Origin of the sequence: Pseudomonas sp. RW3S2 (genome assembly GCF_014268955.1) — a bacterium.
GTDB classification, from domain to species: Bacteria; Pseudomonadota; Gammaproteobacteria; order Pseudomonadales; family Pseudomonadaceae; genus Aquipseudomonas; species Aquipseudomonas wayambapalatensis.
This window is the reverse complement of record NZ_JABWRM010000014.1, coordinates 48512-71039: the sequence shown is the minus strand read 5'-3', so window position 1 is coordinate 71039 and position 22528 is coordinate 48512. Positions and strand designations below refer to the sequence as shown.

The 22528-nt window shown below is 61.2% G+C and carries 13 protein-coding genes; 8 read left to right on the top strand and 5 right to left on the bottom strand.

Annotated features, from left to right (window positions below; all coding sequences use genetic code 11):
- Nucleotides 1-94 precede the first annotated feature (94 nt).
- The 3 genes from HU748_RS19375 to HU748_RS19365 form a co-directional block, all read right to left on the bottom strand.
- Nucleotides 95-601, bottom strand: coding sequence for a disulfide bond formation protein B (locus tag HU748_RS19375; protein ID WP_054892511.1), 507 nt, complete (start codon nt 599-601; stop codon nt 95-97).
- Between the two features lie 347 nt (nt 602-948).
- Nucleotides 949-2127 carry an NO-inducible flavohemoprotein gene (gene hmpA, locus HU748_RS19370; RefSeq protein WP_186668305.1) on the bottom strand — a complete coding sequence of 393 codons (1179 nt, stop codon included), beginning with the start codon at nt 2125-2127 and terminating at the stop codon, nt 949-951.
- Nucleotides 2128-2345: 218 nt separating this feature from the next.
- Nucleotides 2346-4172 carry a hypothetical protein gene (locus tag HU748_RS19365; RefSeq protein ID WP_186721539.1) on the bottom strand — a complete coding sequence of 609 codons (1827 nt, stop codon included), beginning with the start codon at nt 4170-4172 and terminating at the stop codon, nt 2346-2348.
- A 229-nt stretch (nt 4173-4401) separates the two neighbouring features.
- On the opposite strand from HU748_RS19365, the gene norR reads away from it, so the two are divergent.
- A complete protein-coding gene (gene norR / locus HU748_RS19360) occupies nt 4402-5952 on the top strand; it encodes a nitric oxide reductase transcriptional regulator NorR (RefSeq protein ID WP_186721537.1) in 1551 nt (516 codons plus the stop codon).
- A 96-nt stretch (nt 5953-6048) separates the two neighbouring features.
- Here norR and HU748_RS19355 read toward each other — a convergent pair whose 3' ends face one another.
- The gene (locus HU748_RS19355) at nt 6049-8850 is read right to left on the bottom strand and encodes a hypothetical protein (RefSeq protein WP_186668308.1); all 2802 of its coding nucleotides are present in this window, start codon (nt 8848-8850) and stop codon (nt 6049-6051) included.
- A 451-nt stretch (nt 8851-9301) separates the two neighbouring features.
- Here HU748_RS19355 and HU748_RS26740 point away from each other — a divergent pair, with 451 nt between their 5' ends.
- From HU748_RS26740 to HU748_RS19330, 5 genes are all read left to right on the top strand, one after another.
- A complete protein-coding gene (locus tag HU748_RS26740) occupies nt 9302-11773 on the top strand; it encodes an autotransporter outer membrane beta-barrel domain-containing protein (RefSeq protein WP_186721536.1) in 2472 nt (823 codons plus the stop codon).
- 231 nt (nt 11774-12004) lie between these two features.
- On the top strand, nt 12005-14122 hold the full coding sequence (locus tag HU748_RS19345; RefSeq protein ID WP_186721535.1) for an autotransporter outer membrane beta-barrel domain-containing protein: 2118 nt from the start codon (nt 12005-12007) through the stop codon (nt 14120-14122).
- Between the two features lie 102 nt (nt 14123-14224).
- Entirely contained in the window at nt 14225-15124 is a 900-nt protein-coding gene (locus tag HU748_RS19340) for a chemotaxis protein (protein ID WP_054892508.1), read from the top strand.
- Between the two features lie 90 nt (nt 15125-15214).
- On the top strand, nt 15215-15526 hold the full coding sequence (locus HU748_RS19335; protein WP_186668314.1) for a hypothetical protein: 312 nt from the start codon (nt 15215-15217) through the stop codon (nt 15524-15526).
- On the top strand, nt 15523-16257 hold the full coding sequence (locus HU748_RS19330) for a YkgJ family cysteine cluster protein (protein WP_186668316.1): 735 nt from the start codon (nt 15523-15525) through the stop codon (nt 16255-16257). Before HU748_RS19335 ends, HU748_RS19330 begins: the two co-directional genes overlap by 4 nt.
- Nucleotides 16258-16362: 105 nt before the next feature.
- Here the strand turns inward: HU748_RS19330 and HU748_RS19325 are convergent, their stop codons facing one another.
- Nucleotides 16363-17946 (bottom strand): PAS domain-containing methyl-accepting chemotaxis protein, encoded by a 1584-nt coding sequence (locus HU748_RS19325; RefSeq protein WP_186721534.1) that lies wholly within the window; start codon nt 17944-17946, stop codon nt 16363-16365.
- Nucleotides 17947-18274: 328 nt separating this feature from the next.
- Between HU748_RS19325 and HU748_RS19320 the strand changes: the two genes are divergently transcribed.
- On the top strand, nt 18275-19438 hold the full coding sequence (locus HU748_RS19320) for an efflux RND transporter periplasmic adaptor subunit (protein WP_186721533.1): 1164 nt from the start codon (nt 18275-18277) through the stop codon (nt 19436-19438).
- Nucleotides 19435-22524, top strand: a complete 3090-nt coding sequence (locus HU748_RS19315; protein ID WP_186721532.1) for a multidrug efflux RND transporter permease subunit — start codon at nt 19435-19437, stop codon at nt 22522-22524. Before HU748_RS19320 ends, HU748_RS19315 begins: the two co-directional genes overlap by 4 nt.
- Nucleotides 22525-22528 lie beyond the last annotated feature (4 nt).

The window sequence follows — 22528 nt, the reverse complement described above, 5'->3', positions numbered from 1 at the left end:
TACAAGGGCTCAACGTTGATCAGGATCAGTCTCTGGGGAAATTTTGCCGGTTATCTCACCGTGCAATAGACCTGCATCAAATCGGGACTTTTGTCTAAGCCCGGCGCCGATTCCGATAGATGCCCAGCGGCACCAGGATGGCAGTGAGGACGAAGGCCACCAGCGCCCATTGCGCCAGCGACAGACCCAGGATGGGCGGGTACGGTGTGGTGCAGAAACCGTCGACCTGGAATGCCAGGGGCCAGAGCCGCGCCAGGGGCAGGTCGTCGACGATTGGTTGCAGGACATCGACGCCGCAACTGGCGTACGGGTTGGCGAGTATATACACATGGTTGCCGGCCGCAACGATTCCGCCAATTGCGCTGAGCACGACCAACGCCTCGAAGAAGGTCAGGCTCCGTCGTCCGGGCATGGCCGCGGCAATGAACGCGAACAGCGCGATCAGCAGCAAGGCATAGCGCTGCAGGATACACAGCGGGCAAGGTGCCTCGCCTAGCACGACCTGCATGTACAGCGCGCCGCCGATCAGCGAGAGGCAGATTACCCCCAACAGCACGAGGAAGCGCCGTTCCCGATTCAGGCGCAGGGTTTGTTCGTTCATTGCCGATTCCTTGGATGGATAGGTGGCAGCGTGTTCCGCCTGCCTGGCGCAAGTCTACACGCAGGGATGGTCTCTTAGCGTGTCGAGGAAGCGGCGAGACAGCGCTGCGCAGGGCTATCCGGAGATGCTGTGACCGGTGTTGGCGACATCGGTTCAACCTTGGCCGGTAAAAAAAACGGCTGCCCGGGCGTCGCGCAGGGACCAGCCCCTCGACACCCGGGAGTGAAGGATACAGTGATTAAAGCAGGATTAAAGATGAAAGCTGCGGGACGCTGTTCATCCTTCTTTATATATGCACAGGCCAACCCCTCCGACTTGCCCGCGAAGACGCCAACCTGGTCAGTAGATCATTCCAGAGCAGCCGCCGGCCCGAAGAATTCGTAGCGGCTCTGCGCATCCGGAACCCCCAGCCCCTTCAAGTGACGACGGATCGCCGCCATGAAGCCCTTCGGCCCAAGGAAGTAGGCATCCACGTCACGCTCACGCGGCAGCCACTCGGCCAGCAGATCCTGGCTCAGCAGGCCGACTGCATTCGCATCCCGGCTGCCGTCGTCCTCGGCGTAGCAATAAAAACGCTGCAGTTGCGGATGTTGCGCGGCCAGACCGTCGACCCAGTCACGGAAGGCGTGTACCGAACCGTTGCGCGCACAGTGGATGAAGTGCACCCGACGCTCGGTCTGCAGCGCCGCCTCGAGCATCGCCAGGGTCGGGGTGATGCCGACACCACCACTGATCAGCACCAGCGGCTTGTCGCCAGCCGCCAGAGTGAAGTCGCCCGACGGCGGGAACAGCTTTAGGGTGTCGCCGACCTGCAGTTGATCATGCAGATGGTTCGACACCTTGCCCCCGGCCTCGCGCTTGACGCTGATGCGGTACTGCTGGCCATCGCACAATGCCGAGAGCGAATAGTTGCGACGTTGCTCGGCACCGTCGATGAACAGCTGCAAGCCGATGTACTGACCCGGCTCGGCCTTGAGTACCGGCTTGCCATCGACCGGAGCGAAGTAGAACGAGACGATCTCGCTGCTTTCCTGCTCACGGCGCACCACACGAAAATCGCGAGCACCGCGCCAGCCACCGTCGGCCTCCTCCTTGGCCTTGTACAGGCCCTCTTCGGCGCCGATGAGGATATCAGCCAGCTGGCCATAGGCTGCGCCCCAGGCAGCGATCACCTCCGGGGTGGCGATGTCCTTGCCCAGCACTTCCTCGATGGCGCGCAGCAGGCAACTGCCAACGATGGGGTAGTGTTCGGGCAGGATCTGCAAGGCCACATGCTTGTTGATGATCTGACCAACCAGGCCACCCAGTTGCTCCAGTTGGTCGATATGGCGGGCATACATGAGCACACCGTTGGCCAGCGCACGCGGCTGGTCACCACTGGCCTGGTGCGCCTGGTTGAACAGGGGACGGACCTCGGGGTACTCGCTGAGCATCATCTTGTAGAAGTGGGTAGTCAGCGCCTCGCCACCGCTTTCGAGCAGCGGGACAGTGGCCTTGATGATTGCACGTTGGTCGGCATTGAGCATTGCAGTGACTCCTGAGCCTTGGGCTTCGAATGGTTACCCAGACCATCGCAATTACGATGCCAAAAAATAAAACACTAGAAATCAATGAGTTATAAATAAAATTGTCAATATGACCAATGCGCGAGCATGGTCATATCGACAACATAGAGTCTAAATGACAACGGCCTGAGTCAGCAGACATGCGCTGACTCAGGCCGTTGCTCACAACACCAACGCTATTACGCAGCGTTGCGCTCGACCGAATAGGTCACGAATACATCAACTTCCTCGAAGGGCAGAATATCCGCGTTACCCACAGTGAAGCTGAACGGGAACCCGGTGAACGTCTTGGTCTCGGTGTAGGCAGGCGGGGTATTGCCGACAGCCGCCTCCCAACGCAGCGTGACCCTGTCGTTCACACGCAGAGGAGCATTTGCCGGCACCTCGATGATCGCGTTGATGGTATCCGATGGCAGCGACGCGCCCGCACCACTGCCCTCCACCTGGGCGCAGGTCGGTGCAGGAAAATCGACTGCCGCACTGTCCAGAACGCTGTAGACGTGCTCGGGCGAAGATCGCGTGATACCGAATTCCGGGGTAAGCACCGAATAGCTCAAGGTCAGGGTGCCATCCACCGCCGGGATCAGTAGCGGTAAATCGACCTCGAACACGAGTTCGTTTTTTTCTCCCCCCACAGGAACGGTCAGGTCTGTTCGCCAGGTCGCGCCGCCGCTGCCACCGCTCCTGGCCGTCCAGGCCAAGGTGACGACATCCCCTGCGCTTTGCCCAGGATAGAGAGGGATGCGCACGTGAACCTTGTCTGTGGTCAGGTCGGCAAGATCGATGACATCGCCTGTTGCCTCGACCAGGTCCGGGCGTTGCAACACAATGCCCTCCCCGACAATGGTGAGCGAGCGCCGGCGAGAAGGTCTGGCTGCACCACCAGCGGCAGGTATCGACTCATAAAAGACAGTGGCCAGGCCATTCACCACCAGCACCGCAAAGAGATAGGGCAGGCTGAAGATCTTGTCGCGTGTGCCGGTGATCGTTCTGATGGGCCAGTCATAACGCACTTCTCTTGCATCGGTTCCGGCACTGAGCCCGACCCAATGCATCGTGACTCTATCGCCGGGCGTATAACCGACATAGTCCGGCAAGTAGATGGTCACATCCTGCCCCGCCAACGGCACCAGATCCAGCTGGTAGGGTGGACTCTCCGCACTTTCGACTTCAGGTGCCGCGAGCGCATCGGGATCTTCGACCTTTACATAGGCCGATGGAGACGGCCGCGAGTAGTTCTGCACCCGGTCACGGATCTCGTAGTAGACCCGCAGGTCTTCGCCGCTTCCGCCCTTCTCTATCACATCCGCCGGAACATCAATCACCCAATTCTTGCCTACGTCGCCTGCGCCCAGGCGTGCCCCCACATGACGAACACCGCTCCAGATCAAGGTGACCTGGTCATCCGGCTGCATGAAACGCCAAGGCACGATCGAAACGCGTACCGGAGTGGTTGGGGATTCGATCGTGGAGGGCGTTACTAAAGGCGCGACAAGAAATTCGTTGACCGGCGTTTCCGGATCGGGATCAAGCCCCCCGGGCACACGCAGGTCGATCAAGACCTCTCTGTACTGCGAGTAGCGCCTGGATGTTGAGATCGGGTCATACAGCGAGTAATAGAAATAACCGAAATAAGGATAGGGAATCTGCTCGTCCGCTGGCAGTTTCAGGTCACCCTTGACCACACCGAAGCTCAACCAGCCTCGCGCCTGCATTTCGGCATCCAACAGGTAAAACTGCACTGCAGCCTCAGACGGATCGGCTTGCGGCGGTTGCGTAACTGGCTTGGTAGCCGTCCAGAAAAGACTGATCTCATCACCCTGGCGATACGCCTCGGGCAACTTCGCCAACATCGGCACGACACGCTCTGGATCAGACAACTCATTCCAACCCAGGCCATCGCGTTGCGGTCCTCCGGAATCCATGTCAGTGATGACCAGTGGATTCAGCTCACCTGCCAGAGCCGACACCGGCAGCCGACCAAGGAACATCTCTCGTTTGGTCATTGCAGATTACCCTCGCCTGTTGAAAAGGATGTTCGACCAGTCCCGCACACGCACAAAGCGCCCTGGCCGCAGTTGTCGCTCGACTCTACCCTTCGCACGCGAAGCCGTAACCTGACAGTTTTACCAGGTCCGATTGCCGTTCAGCCTGCTGCATCGCTGCAAGCGGACCTTGACGTCAGCCCGACAACTCGCCGACCGTATGGTCAACACGCCGTTCCGGAAAACCCGCATGTTCGCAAAACCCCTCCTCACCGCCCTCCTGCCTCTGGTCAGCGATCTGTCTCGCGACCTGCCGGACCAGGAACGCTATCGCCGCCTACTGCAATCCATGCGCAGCCTGCTACCGTGCGATGCTGCAGCACTGCTGCGCCTGGATGGAGAGTGGCTGGTGCCGCTTGCGGTCGACGGCTTGTCGACAGACACCCTGGGGCGGCGTTTCAAGGTCAGCGAGCATCCACGTTTCGAGATACTGCTCAGTCGGCCTGAGCCGACGCGCTTTGCCAGTGACTCCGAACTGCCTGACCCCTACGATGGCCTGGTCGCTGCAATTGATGCAGACCTGCACGTGCACGACTGCATGGGCTGCCCGCTGATGGTCGACGAACGCCCCTGGGGCTTGCTGACCCTTGACGCCATCACCCCGGGCCGGTTCCAGAGCCTTGAACTCGGCGCCCTCCAGGCATTCGCAAGCCTCGCTGCGGCAACCGTCACCGTCGCCGAGCGCATCGAGAAGCTGGCCCTGCGCGTGGAAGACGAGCAGCAACGCGCGGAGGTCTACCGACAAGCCAACGACCAGCGCAAGGAACTGATCGGCCAGAGCCCGGCGCACAAGCACTTGCTGGAAGAAATCCGCCTGGTGGCAGGCAGCGATCTGACCGTATTGATCACCGGAGAGACCGGTGTCGGCAAGGAGTTGGTCGCGCTGGCACTGCACCAGGCCAGCAAGCGTGCGGACAAACCAATGGTCAGCCTCAACTGCGCCGCCTTGCCCGATACCCTGGTCGAAAGCGAACTGTTCGGTCATGTCAGGGGCGCCTTTACCGGCGCTCATGGCGAGCGGCGCGGCAAGTTCGAACTGGCCCACGGCGCAACGTTGTTTCTCGACGAAGTCGGCGAGCTGCCTCTGTCGGTACAAGCCAAACTGCTACGGGTATTGCAGAGCGGCCAACTGCAGCGCCTGGGCTCGGACCACGAACACAAGGTAGATGTGCGCCTGATCGCCGCCACCAACAGAGACCTGGCCAGCGAAGTGCGCAACGGGAACTTTCGCGCCGATCTTTACCACCGCCTCAGCGTATACCCACTGCAGGTTCCACCGCTGCGCGAGCGAGGACGGGACATATTGCTGCTGGCAGGTTTCTTTCTCGAGCAAAACCGTTCGAGACTGGGGCTGGACAGCCTGCGCCTGAGCAGCGAAGCCCAGACGTCACTAGTGGCTTACGACTGGCCAGGCAACGTGCGTGAACTGGAACACCTGATCGGACGCTCGGCGCTCAAGGCCCTCGGTCAGCACCCCGAACGCCCGCGCATCCTCACCCTGCAAGCAGCAGACCTCGACCTTCGCACTACGCTGCCGACAAAGGCGGCTTCATTGGCCCCCATCGAGCCTGCCCTGCCGTTGCCCGAGGGTGGTCTGCGCGAAGCCGTCGACGCTTACCAGCGCCAAGTGATCGATAACTGCCTGCAACGGCATCAATACAACTGGGCCGCAGCGGCACGGGAACTTGGCCTGGACCGGGCCAATCTCGGCCGCCTGGCTCGTCGACTCGAGTTACGCTGAGCCACGCGGTGCATCGATGCGGCCCGGCAAGGGCGGGTAAAATAATGCGCCTCTTCCGATATCGGTATCCGCAAAGAGGCGCAAGGACAACGTCAACTAACGGGCTGGCGTGATATCTACTTCGATATCCATGAGGCGAGAAAGCACGCTGTAGTTACCCGCTTGGTCTTGCACCCGGTAACCAAAGTAGCGCAAACCATTCGAGAGCTGCGCGCGTGTGAAATACACCACTTGAGTCGCCCTGGGATCGTCGACCACCCTGCTGACGCCCAGATATTCGCCCAACCCCTCGTCCGCAGACGAGCCCAGCCACAACTCGATTTTATCGCCCTGTTCACCATACAAGTAAGCGTGAACATTAACGGCCAGTCGGTCATTGACCAGATCGGTATCCCTGATACCGTTCCTCACTTGTTCAGGGGTAAAGCCCAACGCGGAAAGGGCATTTCCACCTGGCGCTCGGCGGTCCAGACGCACGCTGACCGGCAAGTTGGCGACCACCCCCGTTTGGGTGACGGTATCAAACAGCTCGTAATCCAACGTGAACGTCTCATCGGCGCCCTCCCGTGGAAAGTCCTTCTGCTCGATATTCAGTTCGAATTGAACCACTTCGGGATCGTTCAACTCTTCTGTCGTCAATCGGTAAGGCCTGCCATAGCCCTCGAAGTCACGCAGCAGACGGAGCTCATGCGCAGGGGTCATGACATCTGCCTTGGTAATCTGAACGACCAAGTCGTTCTTCAGGTATTCGACAGGCACGATACCGGTGTCGGCATCGCGGCCAGGAATCGAGAGCGGTTGCAGAGGACCGTTCATCCGTGAGGTTTTACTCACTTCGCGCAGTGCCGTTTGTACGCCTGCGCCAAAGCTGGAGGATGTCATCTGCGTATCAACAGCAAAGCTCAGCAGACACTGCCCCCCTCCGTCATTTAATGCGATATACACATAGGCTACAGGCGCCCGCACCGGAATTTCCAGATCATTGATCAATGAGTAGTTCAATTCCGCACCATTGCGGCAGATGCGCTGCAACAGGGTGCGGTACAGCAGGGGCACCTCATAGTATCCCTGGTCAAGATCAGCTTGGGTCAGTGGCACGTTGGATGCCTCGAGGCGAGTACCGGGAAGCGGGGTCCATGGTTTTTCCGGAGGTTTGACATCGTTGCCCGTGTTAAAACCTTCGAAGAAGTAACTCAGTCTGGGGTTGCGTCCTATTTCTATGTTGGCGACACCCGCCAGAGGAATTCGGAACATCGTATCCCTCCTGCCAACGTCGAATTGGATGACTCGGTAGACCCCGCCTGTGTGTTCGTCTTCGTAATCGACCGCTTCCGGGAAGCTCCCCAACTGAAGCGGCGTAGTCCCGCCCGGCAGCTCCGAGCCGGCGGAGACAACGACTTCCTGATCGGGAGATCTGGCCGTTACAGGGGTAGTACCGCCACCAGGCAAATCCAACTCACGGGTAATGACAAAGAAGATTTTCGGTGTGCCTGTTCCGACCGCTTCGATCACATCGGCGAACGGAACCTCAATGCTGATATCGCTGCCTTCATTTGCCGTAGTGATCACGGTCGGCACGATAGGCGCGGAGATCGTGTCATAGGTCAGTTGAATGCTGTCGCCGATCTTCCAGATCGGCTGATTATCTCCAACCCTGGCACGGGAAATCTTTACACTGGCGGCTTTGCCAAAATCTTCAGGCAGGATGGTGTTGGGTGGACTGGAACCACAGGTAAGTACTGCAGGCCTGATTAACTCATGAACCGGTGTTTCCGGATCCGGATCCGGATCCGGACCACCGGGTGACTCAAGATTGATATTTACAATGGTATCGGGAGAAGGCACAACCGGCTCAGAACCACGCCTCAAAGAATAGTTGATCGTGGTCTGCCCGAGAGGCCGCTTTGCGACGGTAGCGTAGGGAACCCGGATGATCGTGAGTGGGTCTTTGTCCAGGTCGGCCGACTGCAGGATATAAGGGAATGTATCGCCCTCCCAGGTCAGGGTGATGAGATCCCCCGCGGCAGGCGTACCGACTGTGTAAGTGGGTATTTCTACCTCGATAAAGGGCGTGGCATCATTATAGGTAATCAGCCCCTTTGCAGCCGCCGGCACTACAGCCGCGGCCAGCCCCGGTTGATCCAGATAGACCGGGATCTCCGTAGTGCTTGAAAGACTGCTGACATTACCTGACCAATCCGTTACCCGGTAACCGAAATAGAGTTTGCCGCTTCCACCGAAGGCGGTGAGCTGTTCCCGGGTGAAGTGAACATCCAGGATATTAACCGGGTCAGCAACGTCAAATGCCGGGGTCAGGTAGAACCGCTCGTCCTCGGCATCAACGTTGGAAACCCATAACTCGACTTTGTCCTCAGCCTCACCATCGTGATAAGGGTCAATCTTGACCTTTAATAGATCACCCTCCATATCGGCTTCCGTAATCCCCCTGAGCTGTTCACCGGTAAAGAAGATACCCGGGAGATTATCGCCACCCGGCGCCAACCGGTCGAAACGCAACGAAATAGGGCGCAGAGACAAATTACCTCTATTTGAAATAGGGTCAAAAACTCGGTAATCCATCGTGTACGTGACGTCGGCACCCAGTGGTGGAAAGTCTGCCATTTTAAAGGGAATAGAAAAAGCCGTGACCGTATTATCATCAAAGCCCAGGTCTGCCAACCTGTATTTGGCACCGAAAGGTTCACCATTTCGATACAGTTCAAGACTGTCTTGACGACGCATGTCTTGTGCCCGCGGAATAATAACTTCCACGTCGTCCGACAGAAAATCTTTGTGTATACGTCCCCCGACAGGGTCACGGTTAGGAATAGTCATTTCTTCGAGCAATATCTCCGCAGCCGGTGCAACACTTCCCTGCCGGCGGCTCTTGATATTCATCCTTGTGTTCATGTTCATGCCCTCACCCAATCTGATTTACCTGATATCAAGTGCGCAGCGTTTAAACAACAAACATGCTCTCACCCACGAGACAACACATATCGCCCGTGACTCAGAACGACCCAGCCACATCACCATTCGTTGTCTACCAGCAAAAACATACAAGCATGAATATTCAATGCCGTAACCTAGCATTTTTAACAGGTGTGCGATCTCGAAACAGACTTCTATACTCGCTCTCATATCAAGTGCATGCGCTGCTCGGAATACGTGTACCGGGCACCGGGCGATGTTGAAACCTATCCGTTTGGAGCATGAGCCAATGCAAGGAAGCATTTCAGTCAAGAATCCGCCTATCCAAAGCGTGCTGTGCTTGTTTGCCCTTCTCGCAGCCCCCCTTGATGCCGCCACACTTCCAGCGGGAGGTTCGGCGACCGTAAGAGCCGGCGACGTGAGCGAACGCTGGACACTGACTGCCGCCACACTGCTCATCGAGCCCGGAGGGCAGGCGCTGGACATTTATGCTGACCCAGATTCCACAGTCACGCTGGACGGCGCCACAGTACGAGGCGGCAGTCGAGCGGCGCTTGATCTCATTGAGAGCCAAAGCACTATCCGCAACTCATCGCTGACCTCCACCGGTAATATGGGGCTTTCGGTTTCCACCGGTTTAGTCTTCAACGGCCGAACTTCGACCGCCTTGGTGGAAGGTAGCGAGATCAGCGGCTTCGGTCGTGGGTTGAATGTCTCGGGAAGCAGCAGTGCAACGTTGATCGACTCCACCTTGACCGGTACCGGCAACCCGACAGACTTCATCGTCTACAGCGGTCTTGGCATGTCGCTGGTCGGCGGAGAGGCGATTCTGAGAAACAGCACGGCAACCGGTAGCAACATCGCTGCGGCGTTGCTTGCAGTGGATGATGGCCATGCGAATTCGCGACTGGTGGTGGATCACTCCAACCTTATATCCCAGAGCGGTAGCGCCATCGTAGTCAGCAACCTTGGTATCGATCCGATGCTGGGACAGATCGAGATTCGCAACAACTCGAGCGTAACTGCCGCCAACGGCATCCTGCTGCAGGTCGGTCTCCCCGATGAAGCGCCCGCAGCCGTCACTCAGGCGCACCTGCTTATCGACTCCAGCACCCTTGCCGGAGATATTCAGGTGGCCGCTCATGCGTCAGCGGATGTAGTCATGGCCAATGGCGCCAGTCTGACCGGCAATGTGAACAACATCCGCAGCCTGTCCATGGCTGCCAGCACACTGAACGGCACGATCAACCAGCCGGTCGGCTCCAGCGCAACGGTGAGCATGACAGCACAATCGAGCATCGTGGGTGATGTCACCAACGTCGCCGCATTGACGCTGGATGCGAGCAACCTGACCGGCAGTGTCAGCACAAGCCCTGGCAGTGCCAGCGAGCTGACCCTCGCCAATGGAGCAACGCTGACCGGGACTGTCAGCAACGTTCTCGGCATTGCGCTGGACAACAGCCGGATGACCGGCAATATCCTTCACGATTCACCTGCCACAGGCACGTTGAGCCTGGCCAACGGTTCAAGCCTGATGGGTACCGTGACCAATGCAAAAGCCACCGAGATAGGTGATCGCTCCCGCTTCGACATGGTCAATAGCTCGAATGTCGGAGCATTGAACCTGCAAGGTGGTGTGGTGAATCTGCGGGGTGGCAATGACGAGTTTCGGGTGCTCACGGCAAGCAGCCTCGACGGCACCGGGACATTTGCTCTGGGTACCGACCTGGCCGCTGGTCGCAGTGACCTGGTCAACATCGAAGGCCTCGCGCGTGGCAGCTACGGCATGACTATCCAGAACAGCGGAGCAGATCCCACAGCAGGAGGCACCGCTCAGCGCGTGGTACATACCCAGGGTGGCGATGCCAACTTCAAGGTCCTCAGCGATAACGGCCTGGTCGATCTCGGTGCGTTCTCCTACTCACTGGAGCGCCAGGGCAATGACTGGTACCTGACCCAACGCCAGGACGATCCGATCATCTCACCTAGCACGCAGATGGCCGTTGCAGTATTCAGCGCCGCCCCGACCGTATGGTATGGGGAACTCAGCACCTTGCGCAGTCGCATGGGCGAATTGCGTGGTGGTTACGACCAAGGTGGCTTCTGGGGGCGCACCTATGGCAACAAGTATCGTGTCTCGGCGGCAGACCAGGTGCATTACCAGCAAGTGCAGCAAGGCGTCTCCATAGGTGTCGACAGGGCACTGCCAACCGAGAGCGGACGCTGGTTGCTCGGTATCATGGGAGGGTACAGCGACTCCCGGCTCAATATGCGCCTGGGCAGTGACGGTCGAGTGGACAGCTATTACCTGGGAGTGTACGGCACCTGGTTGGCCGACAGCGGCTATTACATTGATGCGGTGATCAAGGCAAACCGCTTCGAGAACAAGGCTAACGCGCGCATGAGTGACGGGCACAAGGCCAAAGGTGAATACAACAATTATGGCTTCGGGGGATCCGTCGAAGCCGGACGGCATTTCAAGCTCGATGACAACTGGTTCATCGAGCCTTACCTCCAGGCGTCCGCGCTTTGGGTCAACGGCGAAAACTACAGCATGGACAATGGCATGGAGCTCAAGAGCAACAAGGCCAACTCATTGCTGGGCAAGGCCGGGGCCCATGTAGGCAAAACCATCGCCCTGCAATCGGGTGGTTACGTACAGCCTTACGTAAAACTGGCAGCCGCTCGCGAATTCGCCCGCAACAATGATATTCGCGTCAACAGCACCACTTTTCATGACGATCTGTCTGGCGGGCGAGGCGAGCTCGGCGCAGGCGTAGCCATCCAGCTGGCAAATGCGCTGCAGTTGCATGTCGACCTTGATTACAGCAACGGCAAGAATATCGAGCAACCGTGGGGTATGAATATCGGATTCAACCTAGCCTGGTAAGGGCCAATAGCAGCCTGCTTGTGCACTCGGCCGCGACCCAAACCCCAGACTATTCCTACATACAACTTCCGAGACCTCCGATCAAATTCAGATCTTTTTTGACCGGAGATCTCCATGTTTTTCAAGACCACGCTGGCAATATTGAGCGCTGGCGCATACGCGAGTACAGCGATGGCGGCTGATGTCATTCTGCGTCCCGGCGAAAGCCGTGAGGTAAACAGGGACACACCGATGCATCGCTACTATCTGGTCGGCCAGAACACCCTCAATGTAAGTAGCGGCGCTCAAACGGGAAGAATCCTTGCTACAGACAATTCACGTGTAAACATCAACGATGGCCGCGTGCACAGCGTGGGCGAAAACGCGCTCAGCCTGTACAACAGCCATGCAGAGATAGATGCCAGCACCATTACAGCCTTCATCGACCCATCTCGGCCAGGGCGTTCGCTGATCGGAATTGCGCTCTCCGGCGACCGACAGGCCTCCAGCGCACGCATCACCAATAGTAAAGTCCAGGCCACTGGTCGCGGTATCAACATAAGCCAAAACGCCACTCTTGACCTTGCCAATACCTACGTCGAAGGCTTGGCAGGCGCTGACGAAGAGGGCCCCATTGGCGGCGGAGTCGGTCTGGTGATTGCCGGCGCCACTGCATCTGTTCGCGCGGGCAGCGTCATCACTGGCGACAACAATGGCATCGTCATGCTGCCGGATGTCACAGATGGTTCTGAAACCAAGGCCAATCTGGTACTGGACCAGTCAAGTGTGATCGGTCGTGAGGGCAGTGCTATCAAGGTGCTCCGACATATCGACGATGAAGACGTGAACATCGAAATCAACAACGGCTCCACCCTTTCGGGCGGTAACGGCATGATTCTCGAGGTTAGCGAAGGCGCTCGCGCCAATGCGGCGATCAACAACAGCCATCTGACCGGCAACATCGTGGCCGACAAGAACTCCACCTTGAATATAAGCTTGGCTGATCATGCCAGCTTGACGGGTTCCATCGAGAATGCCGCCTCGCTGAAGATCGATGCCAGCTCCAGCTGGTCCCTGACCGGCGATTCCAGCGTCGACAAGCTGAACCTCTCGGACGGCACCGTGAACCTGCGCGGCCCTGGAGGCAGCACTGGCTTCAACCGCCTGCAACTGGGCGAGCTGTCTGGCTCGGGCACCTTCGTGCTTGGCGCCGACCTGGCCACCGGCCAAGGCGACTTCATCGACGTCAGCGGCAAGGCCAGCGGCGAACATCGCCTGCTGGTGGAAAGCACCGGCACCGACCCGAACGCCGCAGTGATCGACCATCAGGTCGTGCACACCGGCGAGGGCAGCACCTCGCAATTCGACTTGATCGGCGGCCAGGTGGACTTCGGCACCTTCGCCTACGAACTGGAACAGCGCGGCGACGACTGGTTTCTGGTACGCAAGGGCAACACCACCACCCCGGGCACACGCACGGTCACCGGTCTGTTCAGCGCCGCGCCTACCGTGTGGTACGGCGAGGCAACCACCCTGCGCTCGCGCATGGGCGAGCTGCGCAACGGCAACACCCAAGGTGGTGGCTGGCTGCGCACCTACGGCAACAAGCACAAGGTATCTGCAGGCGCCGGTGCCGACTACAACCAGGTACAACAGGGCATTTCCTTCGGTGCCGACGCGCCACTGCCGTCGAACGGCAGCCAGTGGCTGCTGGGCGTGACGGGCGGCTACAGCCGTTCGGACCTCGATCTGTCCGCCGGCACCACCGGCAAGGTCGACAGCTTCCATCTGGGCATGTACAGCACCTGGCTGGCGGACGATGGCCTTTACATCGATGCACTGCTCAAGGCAAACCGCTTCCAGAACACCTCGGACGTACGCATGAGCGATGGCCGCAAGGCCAAGGGCAAATACAGCAACAACGGTATCGGCGCCTCGATCGAAGTCGGCAAGTACATCAAGCTGGACGACGGCTGGTTCGTCGAACCCTATACCCAGCTGTCCACGCTGTGGGTCGACGGTGCCAGCTACAACCTGGACAACGGCATGCGCGCCAGCGCTGCCAATGCCGACTCCTTGCTGGGCAAGGTCGGTAGCCATGTCGGCCGTACCTTCCCACTCGATAAAGGCGGTTTCGTGCAGCCCTACGTAAAGGTCGCAGCAGCCCACGAGTTCGCTCGCAACAATCAGGTCAAGGTCAACGACAACAAGTTCGACAACGACCTGTCGGGCAGCCGCATCGAGCTCGGTGCAGGTGTGGCCGCGCAAGTCACCGACACGGTGCAGGTGAATGCAGGCTTCGACTACATGAAAGGCAACAACATCGAACAGCCTTGGGGAGTCAACCTGGGTGCGCGTTACAGCTGGTAATCCTTCAGGGGCCGCAAGGCCCTCTTTTTTGCCTAAAGCCTGAACGGCCAAGGCCGATAACCCGGCATCCACTCCCTTTTCCGACATGCCCGAAGGTTATCCATGGCCACGCAAAATGCCCGCGCGGACTCGCTGTCCCTGCTGCTGTTCACCCTGCGCAGCGGCAAGCTGATGGCTATCAACCTGCTCAAGGTCAGCGAGATCATTCCCTGCCCGCCCCTGACCAAGCTTCCCGAGTCGCATCCCCACGTCAAAGGCGTAGCGACCTTGCGCGGCAACTCGCTGTCGGTGATCGACCTGTCGCGGGCGATCGGCGAAATGCCACTGGCCGACCCCGATGGCGGCTGCCTGATCGTCACCGACATCAGCCGCACCCGCCAAGGCCTGCACGTGCAGGCGGTCAGCCGCATCGTCCATTGCCTGAGCACCGACATCAAGCCGCCGCCGTACGGTTCGGGCAACCGCTCCTTCATCACCGGCGTGACCCGGGTCGACAACACGCTGGTGCAGGTGCTGGACATCGAGAAGGTCATCCACGGCATCGCCCCGCCGGAACCTGAAACGCATCCCGGCGAGCTCAGCGCAGAAGACGCCAGCCTGCTGGCCGCCGCCAACATCCTGGTGGTGGACGACAGCCAGGTGGCGCTGCAGCAATCGGTGCACACCCTTCGCCACCTCGGTGTCGAATGCCATACCGCGCGCAGCGCCAAGGATGCGATCAATGTCCTGCTGGAGCTGCAGGGCACCGCCCAGGAAATCAACATCGTGGTGTCGGACATCGAAATGTCCGAGATGGACGGTTACGCCTTCACCCGCACCGTGCGCGAGACCCCGGACTTCAAGCACCTCTACGTGCTGCTGCACACCTCGCTGGACAGCGCCATGAGCGCCGAAAAAGCCAAGGTCGCAGGCGCCAACGCGATTCTCACCAAGTTTTCCTCGCCCGAGCTGACCGACTGCCTCGTCGTCGCGGCGCGAGCGGTCGGCTTCGCCGAGCGCTGATACATCTGGCGACACAATGCCTTCACTTGATGGTGGGGAGGACTCGGGCATAATCACTCCCCTTCCGAGGTTTTCTTGCCGGTATCGCTTATGACCCCTCTTCGCATTGCCCTGATTGCCCTCGCCATGACCAGCGGTCTTGCCCAGGCCTCCAGCCCCGACGCCTGGAACGAGTACCGCCAGCAGATGGTCAAGCGCTGCCTGGCCGCCAGCCAGTTCAAGGACGCCCACGCCCTGGGCAAGCCCGCTGAATTCGACGACCGCACCGCCTATAGCGCCCTGCTGATCGAAGGCGTGTACAAGCCAAAATACATGAAGAACCAGACAGGCACCGAACTGTGCCTGTACGACCGCGCCCAGCAGCAAGCCTACGTCACCGAATGGAAGCCAGGCGCCAAGTGAGCGACGGCATTCGTTTCGCCTGCACCGGCTGCGGCAAGTGCTGCACCGGCCACCATGTACCGCTCACGCTCGCCGAGTCCCGCCAGTGGGCTGCCAGTGGCGGCCAGGTCGTGGTGCTGATCGAAGGCTTCGTCACCGATGGCCCGGGCATGCCGGTCGAGCAACGCGATCATGTGCTGCGCCGTTCGCTCGCCGTGCCTTGCGGGAGTGCAGAGGTGCGGGTCTCGGTGACCTTCGCGGCCTTCAATCCAGGGCGCTGTCGCAACCTGGATGCCAACAATCTGTGCGGCATCTATGAAACACGCCCGCTGGTCTGTCGTATCTATCCGGCCGAGGTCAACCCGCACCTGCCTCTGCGCGTCGAAGCCAAGGATTGCCCACCCGAAGCTTGGCAACAAGGCCCGCAACTGATCGTCGGCAACAGGGCCGTCGATCCGCAACTGGCCGCACTGATCGAAGCCTCGCGCCAGGCCGACCGCGACGACATCGCCGCCAAGGTTGCGGTCTGCCAGGCGTTGGGCATGACCACCAGCGCGCTCAAGGGCAACGGTTTCACCGCCTGGCTGCCAGACATGCAGGCGTTTCTCGCGGCGCTGGATCAGACGAGCGATCAAGCGCTCGTGCCATGGACAGTGCATGTGCAAGATGTCGAACTGGCCGACGGGCTGCAGGGGCATGGGCTGCTGACGACCGGCGAAGCGCCGGTGTACTACGCCTTTATCGGGTTCTGAGCTGGAATCTGCGGTGCCCTTTTCGCGGGCAAGCCCGCTCCCACAAAAAAAAGCAGTCCTAGCCCCTGTGGGAGGGGCTTGCCCGCGAAAAGGGCACCGCCAGCCTCACTGACAGCGCCGCCAGAACTCATCCGCCAACCGCCGCAGATCCTGCGCCAGCCCCGCCACATCACTGGCACTGCTGTGACTGCGCTGCCCCACATCCACCGTCGCCTCGCTGGCCTGGCGAATACTGACGATATTGCGGTTGATGCTCTCGCTGACCTGGCTCTGCTGCTCCACCGCTGCCGCGATCTGCAAACTCATCTCGTTGATCTGGTTGACCCGCACGCTGATGCTGTCGAGCGCATCGCTGGCCAGGCGCGCCTGCTCGACGCTATGCCCGGCGTGGGTGCTGCTCTGACGCATCACCTGTACCGCCGCACGGGTACCCTCCTGCAAGGCAGCGATCATGCGCTGGATCTCGTGGGTCGACTGCGCGGTACGCTGGGCCAGGCCACGCACCTCGTCGGCGACCACGGCAAAACCACGCCCCTGGTCGCCGGCACGCGCCGCCTCGATGGCGGCATTGAGTGCCAGCAGGTTGGTCTGCTCGGCAATGCCACGGATCACATCGATGACCCCGGAAATCTCGCCGCTGTGGTTTTCCAGTTGCTGGATCACCTCGCTCGCCTCCACCAGCGAACCGGCCAGGTCCTGGATCGCGCAGCGGTTGCGGTCGACCACTTGATGACCCGACTGGGTTTCCTCTTCGGCCTGGTCGGCAGCCATCGCCGCCAACTGCGCGCTACTGGCGACCTGGGCGACGCTGGCGCTCATCTGGTGGATCGCCGTGGCGACCTGGTCCGCCTCGCTCTGCTGCTCGAGGCTGTTGGCATGACTGGCCTGCAGGGCTTCGGCCAGCGATCCGGAATGCCCGGCCAGGCGTGTCGAGGTATCGCCTATGCGCCCGACCACCGCCCCCAACTGCGCCTTGAGCATGCGCATGGCGAAGTCGATCTGGCCAATGTCATCGCGCCGCCCCGTGTACAACTGCTGGCTCAGTGGATTGTCGGCCACCGCCAGGGCCTGGGCACGCAGACGCTCGAACGGGCGCAATAGCCCCCACACGGCCAAGCTGCTCAGGCCCGCTGCCGCCAGCCACTCGATCAAAGACACCTGCCAGGCGCCGGCCGACCAGCCCTGCCCGACGCCGATCACCAGCGCCAGCACAGCGCCAATGCCCAGCGACAGCCGCGCCCGCAGGCCCGGCACCGGCAGACGCTCGCGCCAGCGCCACCGCCCTTCGCGCAAACGTGCATAACAGCGCTCGGCCGCCGCGACCTGCTCGTCGAGTGGACGGGTGCGCACCGACTGGTACTCGACCGTCTGCCCCGCACTGCCGATGGGCGAGACGAAGGCGCTGACCCAGTAGTGATCACCGTTGCTGCAGCGGTTCTTCACCAGCCCCATCCACGAACGACCGGCCTTGAGCGTCTGCCACATCTGCTCGAAGGCCTGGGCAGGCATGTCAGGATGGCGGACCACATGATGCGGCTGGCCGAGCAACTGCTCGCGGGCAAACCCGCTGATACGCACGAAATCATCGTTGGCGTAGGTGATGCGGCTATCGAGGTCGGTGGTGGAAAGGATGTTGGCATCACCGGGATAATCCACTTGGCGACCGGTAACAGGCATATTGCACTTCATCGGAGGCTCTCATTGTTGTCGGGACAATCGGGAGGGCGTTCGACTCTAGGGGCAAACCCCGGACGGGCATTGATCCAGCGCAATGCCTTGGCAATTGGCCATCAATGATTGGAAACTGTCAGCGCTGTCAGCCAGGCGTCACGTTGCCGACCAGATTGGGGGGCTATAAGCAGAAAAAGGACAGGACATAAAGCCGGTTATCTAGGTGTTCTGTTCGCGGGCAAGCCCCCTCCCACAGGTACTTCCGTAACAGATGGTGTGCGAGCGGGCTTGCCCGCGCAGAACACGACACGTAACCAACCCTGCCAACTGACCGGTACCAGCACCGATGCGACGTCCCTCCCGCTCCTTCGTTCTCGCCACCCTGGCCATCCTCTTGCTGATCGCCGTGGCCGGTTGGTTGCGCCTGCGCCAGGACACGCCTGCCCCACGCGCGCAAAATGCCGTGCCGGTCAGGGTGATCAGCGTCACCCAGCAGGACGTGCCGCGCTTTGCCAGCGCCATCGGCTCGGTACTGTCGTTGCACAGCGTCGATGTACGCCCGCAGGTCGAGGGCATCCTGACCCAGGTGCAGGTCAAGGAGGGCCAATGGGTCAAGGCAGGCGACCTGCTCGCCACCCTCGACGACCGCGCGATCCGCGCCAGTCTCGAGCAGGCTCGCGCCCAACTCGGCCAGAGCCAGGCACAGTTGCAGGTGGCCGGTGTCGACCTCAAGCGCTACCGCCTGCTGAGCAGCGACGACGGCGTCTCGAAACAGACCCTCGACCAGCAACAGGCGCTGGTGAATCAACTGCAGGCCACGGTCAAGGGTAACCAGGCAGCCATCGCCAATGCCGAAGTCCAACTGTCGTACACGCAGATCCGCTCACCGGTGACCGGTCGCGTCGGCATTCGCAACGTCGACCCCGGCAACCTGGTGCGCAGCAGCGACACCCAGGGTCTGTTCAGCGTCACCCAGATCGACCCGATCGCCGTCGAGTTCGCCCTGCCGCAACAGATGCTGCCCAGCCTGCAGAACCTGCTCAAAGCCCCATCACCAGCGCTGGTCGAGGCCTACATGGACGCCGACGGCGAACGCAGCCTGCTCGGCCAGGGCCACCTGGCGCTGATCGATAACCAGGTCTCGGCCAACACCGGCACCGTGCGTATCAAGGCCGAGTTCGACAACAAGGATGGCCGCTTATGGCCGGGCCAACTGGTGACCATTCGCCTGCGCACCGCCATCGACGAGAACGCCCTGGTGGTGCCACCACCCGTGGTGCAGCGCGGCATCGATGGCCATTACGTCTACCGCCTCGATGGCGACAAGGTTGCCAGCGTACCGGTCAAGGTGCTCTACCAGGACAGCGACCTGAACATCGTCGCCGGGGTCAAGGCCGGTGATCGCCTGGTGCTCGACGGCCAGTCGCGCCTCAAGCCCGGGGCACGGGTCGAGGTCGCCCCCGACCTGCCCGCCAGCCCCGAAGTGGCTGACCGCCGGAGCCAGCCATGATCACCCGCAAAGGGGTTTCGGCCTGGTGCATCGACCACCCCATCGCCACCCTGCTACTGACCTTCGCCCTGGTGCTGCTGGGGGCCATCGCTTTCCCGCGCCTGCCGGTGGCCCCCTTGCCGGAAGCCGACTTCCCGACCATCCAGGTCACCGCACAGCTTCCCGGCGCCAGCCCGGAAACCATGGCATCCTCGGTGGCGACGCCGCTGGAGGTACAGTTCAGCGCCATCCCCGGCATGACCCAGATGACCAGCAGCAGTGCCCTGGGCTCGACCACGCTGATCCTGCAGTTCACCCTCGACAAGAACATCGACACCGCCGCCCAGGAAGTCCAGGCCGCGATCAACACCGCCACTGCGCGCCTGCCGCAGGACCTGCCCAGCCCACCGACCTGGCGCAAGGTCAACCCGGCCGACAGCCCCGTGCTGGTGCTGACCGTCAGCTCCGAGCAAATGCCCGGCAACGAGCTCAGCGACTACACCGAAACCCTGTTGGCGCGCCAGCTCAGCCAGATCGACGGGGTCGGCCTGATCAACATCACCGGCCAACTGCGCCCCGCGATCCGCGTACAAGCCCAGCCCGAGAAGCTCGCGGCCATCGGCCTGACCTTGGCCGATATCCGCCAGGCCATCCAGCAGACCAGCCTGAACCTGGCCAAGGGCGCGCTGTACGGCGAGCACAGTGTCTCGACCATCGCCGCCAACGACCAGTTGTTCCACCCCGAAGACTACGCCCAACTGATCGTCAGCTACCGCAACGGCGCCCCGGTTCGCCTGCAGGACGTGGCCAAGGTGATCGAAGGCGCCGAGAACGCCTATGTCAAATCCTGGTCCGGCGACAAACCCGGGCTGAACCTGGTGATCTTCCGCCAGCCTGGCGCCAATATCGTCGACACCGTGGATCGCGTGCTCGACGCCCTGCCGCGCTTGCAGGAAATGCTTCCAGCCTCGGTCGAGGTGTCGGTGCTCAACGACCGCACCCAGACCATCCGCGCCTCGCTGCATGAAGTTGAACTCACTCTGATGATCGCGGTGATACTGGTGATCGGGGTGATGGCGCTGTTCCTGCGCCAGTGGTCGGCAACCCTGGTCGTCTCCAGCGTGCTGGGGGTGTCGCTGATCGCCAGTTGCGCGCTGATGTACGTGGCAGGCTTCAGCCTCAACAACCTCACCCTGGTGGCCATCGTCATCGCCGTGGGCTTCGTGGTCGATGACGCCATCGTGGTGGTGGAAAACATCCACCGTCACCTGGAAGCCGGAGACGACAGCCGCACGGCGGCGATCAAGGGCGCCGGCGAGATCGGCTTCACGGTGATCTCTATCAGCTTCTCGCTGATCGCCGCGTTCATTCCACTGCTGTTCATGGGCGGCGTGGTCGGGCGTTTGTTCAAGGGGTTCGCCCTGACCGCCACCTCGACCATCCTGATTTCGGTGGTGGTGTCGTTGACCCTGGCGCCGACCCTCTGCGCCTTGTTCATGCGCAAACCGCCGCAGGAACACCACGACGGCTTCGGCCAGCGCCTGGTGCGCTGGTACGAAAAGGGCCTGGACCACGCCCTCGCCCACCAGCGCCTGACGCTGGGTGTGTTCGGCCTGACCCTGGCGCTGGCAGTGGTCGGCTATATCGCCATCCCCAAGGGCTTCTTCCCGCTGCAGGACACCGGCTTCATCCTTGGCACCAGCGAGGCCGCCGCCGATGTGTCGTACCCGGCGATGATCGAAAAGCACCAGGCGCTGGCGAAGATCATTGAGGCCGACCCTGCGGTACGCGCCTTCTCCCACTCGGTCGGGGTCACCGGCAGCAACCAGACCATCGCCAACGGCCGCTTCTGGATCACCCTCAAGCCCCGCGGCGAGCGCGATGTATCAGCCAGCGAACTGATCGACCGCCTGCGCCCGAAACTCGCCCAGGTGCCCGGCATCGTCCTGTACCTGCGCGCCGGCCAGGACATCAACCTCAGCTCCGGCCCGTCGCGCACCCAGTACCAGTACGTGCTCAAGAGCAACGATGGCGTGGCCCTGAACCTGTGGACCCAGCGCCTGACCGACCGCCTGCGGGAAAACCCGGCGTTCCGTGACCTGTCCAACGACCTGCAGCTGGGCGCCAGCGTCACCCGCATCGACATCGACCGCCAGGCCGCCGCTCGCTTCGGCCTGACCACCACCGACGTCGACCAGGCGCTGTACGACGCCTTCGGCCAGCGCCAGATCAGCGAGTTCCAGACCGAGACCAACCAGTACAAGGTGATCCTCGAACTCGACGCCCGCCAGCGCGGCAAGGCCGAGAGCCTGAACTATTTCTACCTGCGCTCGCCGTTGTCGGGCGAGATGGTGCCGCTGTCGGCCCTGGCCCATGTCGCACCGCCCAGCACCGGCCCGCTGTCGATCGCCCACGACGGCCTGTTCCCGGCCGCCAACCTGTCGTTCAACCTCGCCCCCGGCGTGGCCCTGGGTGATGCGGTGCGCATCCTCGAACAGACCCAGCGCGAGCTGGGCATGCCCGATGCCATCGTCGGCAGTTTCCAGGGCGCGGCACAAGCGTTCCAGAGTTCATTGTCGAGCCAGCCTTGGCTGATCCTCGCAGCACTGGTGGCGGTGTACATCATCCTTGGCGTGCTCTACGAGAGCTTCGTACACCCGCTGACGATCATCTCCACCCTGCCCTCGGCGGGCCTCGGTGCGCTGATTCTGCTCTGGGCCATGGGCCAGGACTTCACCATCATGGGGCTGATCGGCATCGTGCTGCTGATCGGCATCGTCAAGAAGAACGGCATCCTGCTCATCGACTTTGCCCTCGACGCCCAACGCAACCAGGGCATGACGCCCGAGCAGGCAATCCACCAGGCCTGCCTGACACGCTTCCGGCCGATCATCATGACCACCCTCGCCGCCCTGCTCGGCGCGGTGCCTTTGATGTTCGGCTTCGGAGCCGGTGCCGAGCTGCGCCAGCCGCTGGGCATCGCGGTGGTCGGTGGCCTGCTGGTCAGCCAGGCGCTGACGCTGTTCACCACCCCCGTCATATACTTGGCCCTGGAGCGCCTGTTCCACCGCCGCAAGGTCGCCAACGCGGCCGCGACCGCCAGTTGAGACA

Excerpts from the sequence above, each read along its gene's own strand:
- HU748_RS19375 (WP_054892511.1), bottom strand. The coding sequence starts at position 601 with ATGAACGAACAAACCCTGCGCCTGAATCGGGAACGGCGCTTCCTCGTG.
- hmpA (WP_186668305.1), bottom strand. The coding sequence starts at position 2,127 with ATGCTCAATGCCGACCAACGTGCAATCATCAAGGCCACTGTCCCGCTG.
- HU748_RS19365 (WP_186721539.1), bottom strand. The coding sequence starts at position 4,172 with ATGACCAAACGAGAGATGTTCCTTGGTCGGCTGCCGGTGTCGGCTCTG.
- norR (WP_186721537.1), top strand. The coding sequence starts at position 4,402 with ATGTTCGCAAAACCCCTCCTCACCGCCCTCCTGCCTCTGGTCAGCGAT.
- HU748_RS19355 (WP_186668308.1), bottom strand. The coding sequence starts at position 8,850 with ATGAATATCAAGAGCCGCCGGCAGGGAAGTGTTGCACCGGCTGCGGAG.
- HU748_RS19345 (WP_186721535.1), top strand. The coding sequence starts at position 12,005 with ATGCATCGCTACTATCTGGTCGGCCAGAACACCCTCAATGTAAGTAGC.
- HU748_RS19340 (WP_054892508.1), top strand. The coding sequence starts at position 14,225 with ATGGCCACGCAAAATGCCCGCGCGGACTCGCTGTCCCTGCTGCTGTTC.
- HU748_RS19335 (WP_186668314.1), top strand. The coding sequence starts at position 15,215 with ATGACCCCTCTTCGCATTGCCCTGATTGCCCTCGCCATGACCAGCGGT.
- HU748_RS19325 (WP_186721534.1), bottom strand. The coding sequence starts at position 17,946 with ATGAAGTGCAATATGCCTGTTACCGGTCGCCAAGTGGATTATCCCGGT.
- HU748_RS19320 (WP_186721533.1), top strand. The coding sequence starts at position 18,275 with ATGCGACGTCCCTCCCGCTCCTTCGTTCTCGCCACCCTGGCCATCCTC.
- HU748_RS19315 (WP_186721532.1), top strand. The coding sequence starts at position 19,435 with ATGATCACCCGCAAAGGGGTTTCGGCCTGGTGCATCGACCACCCCATC.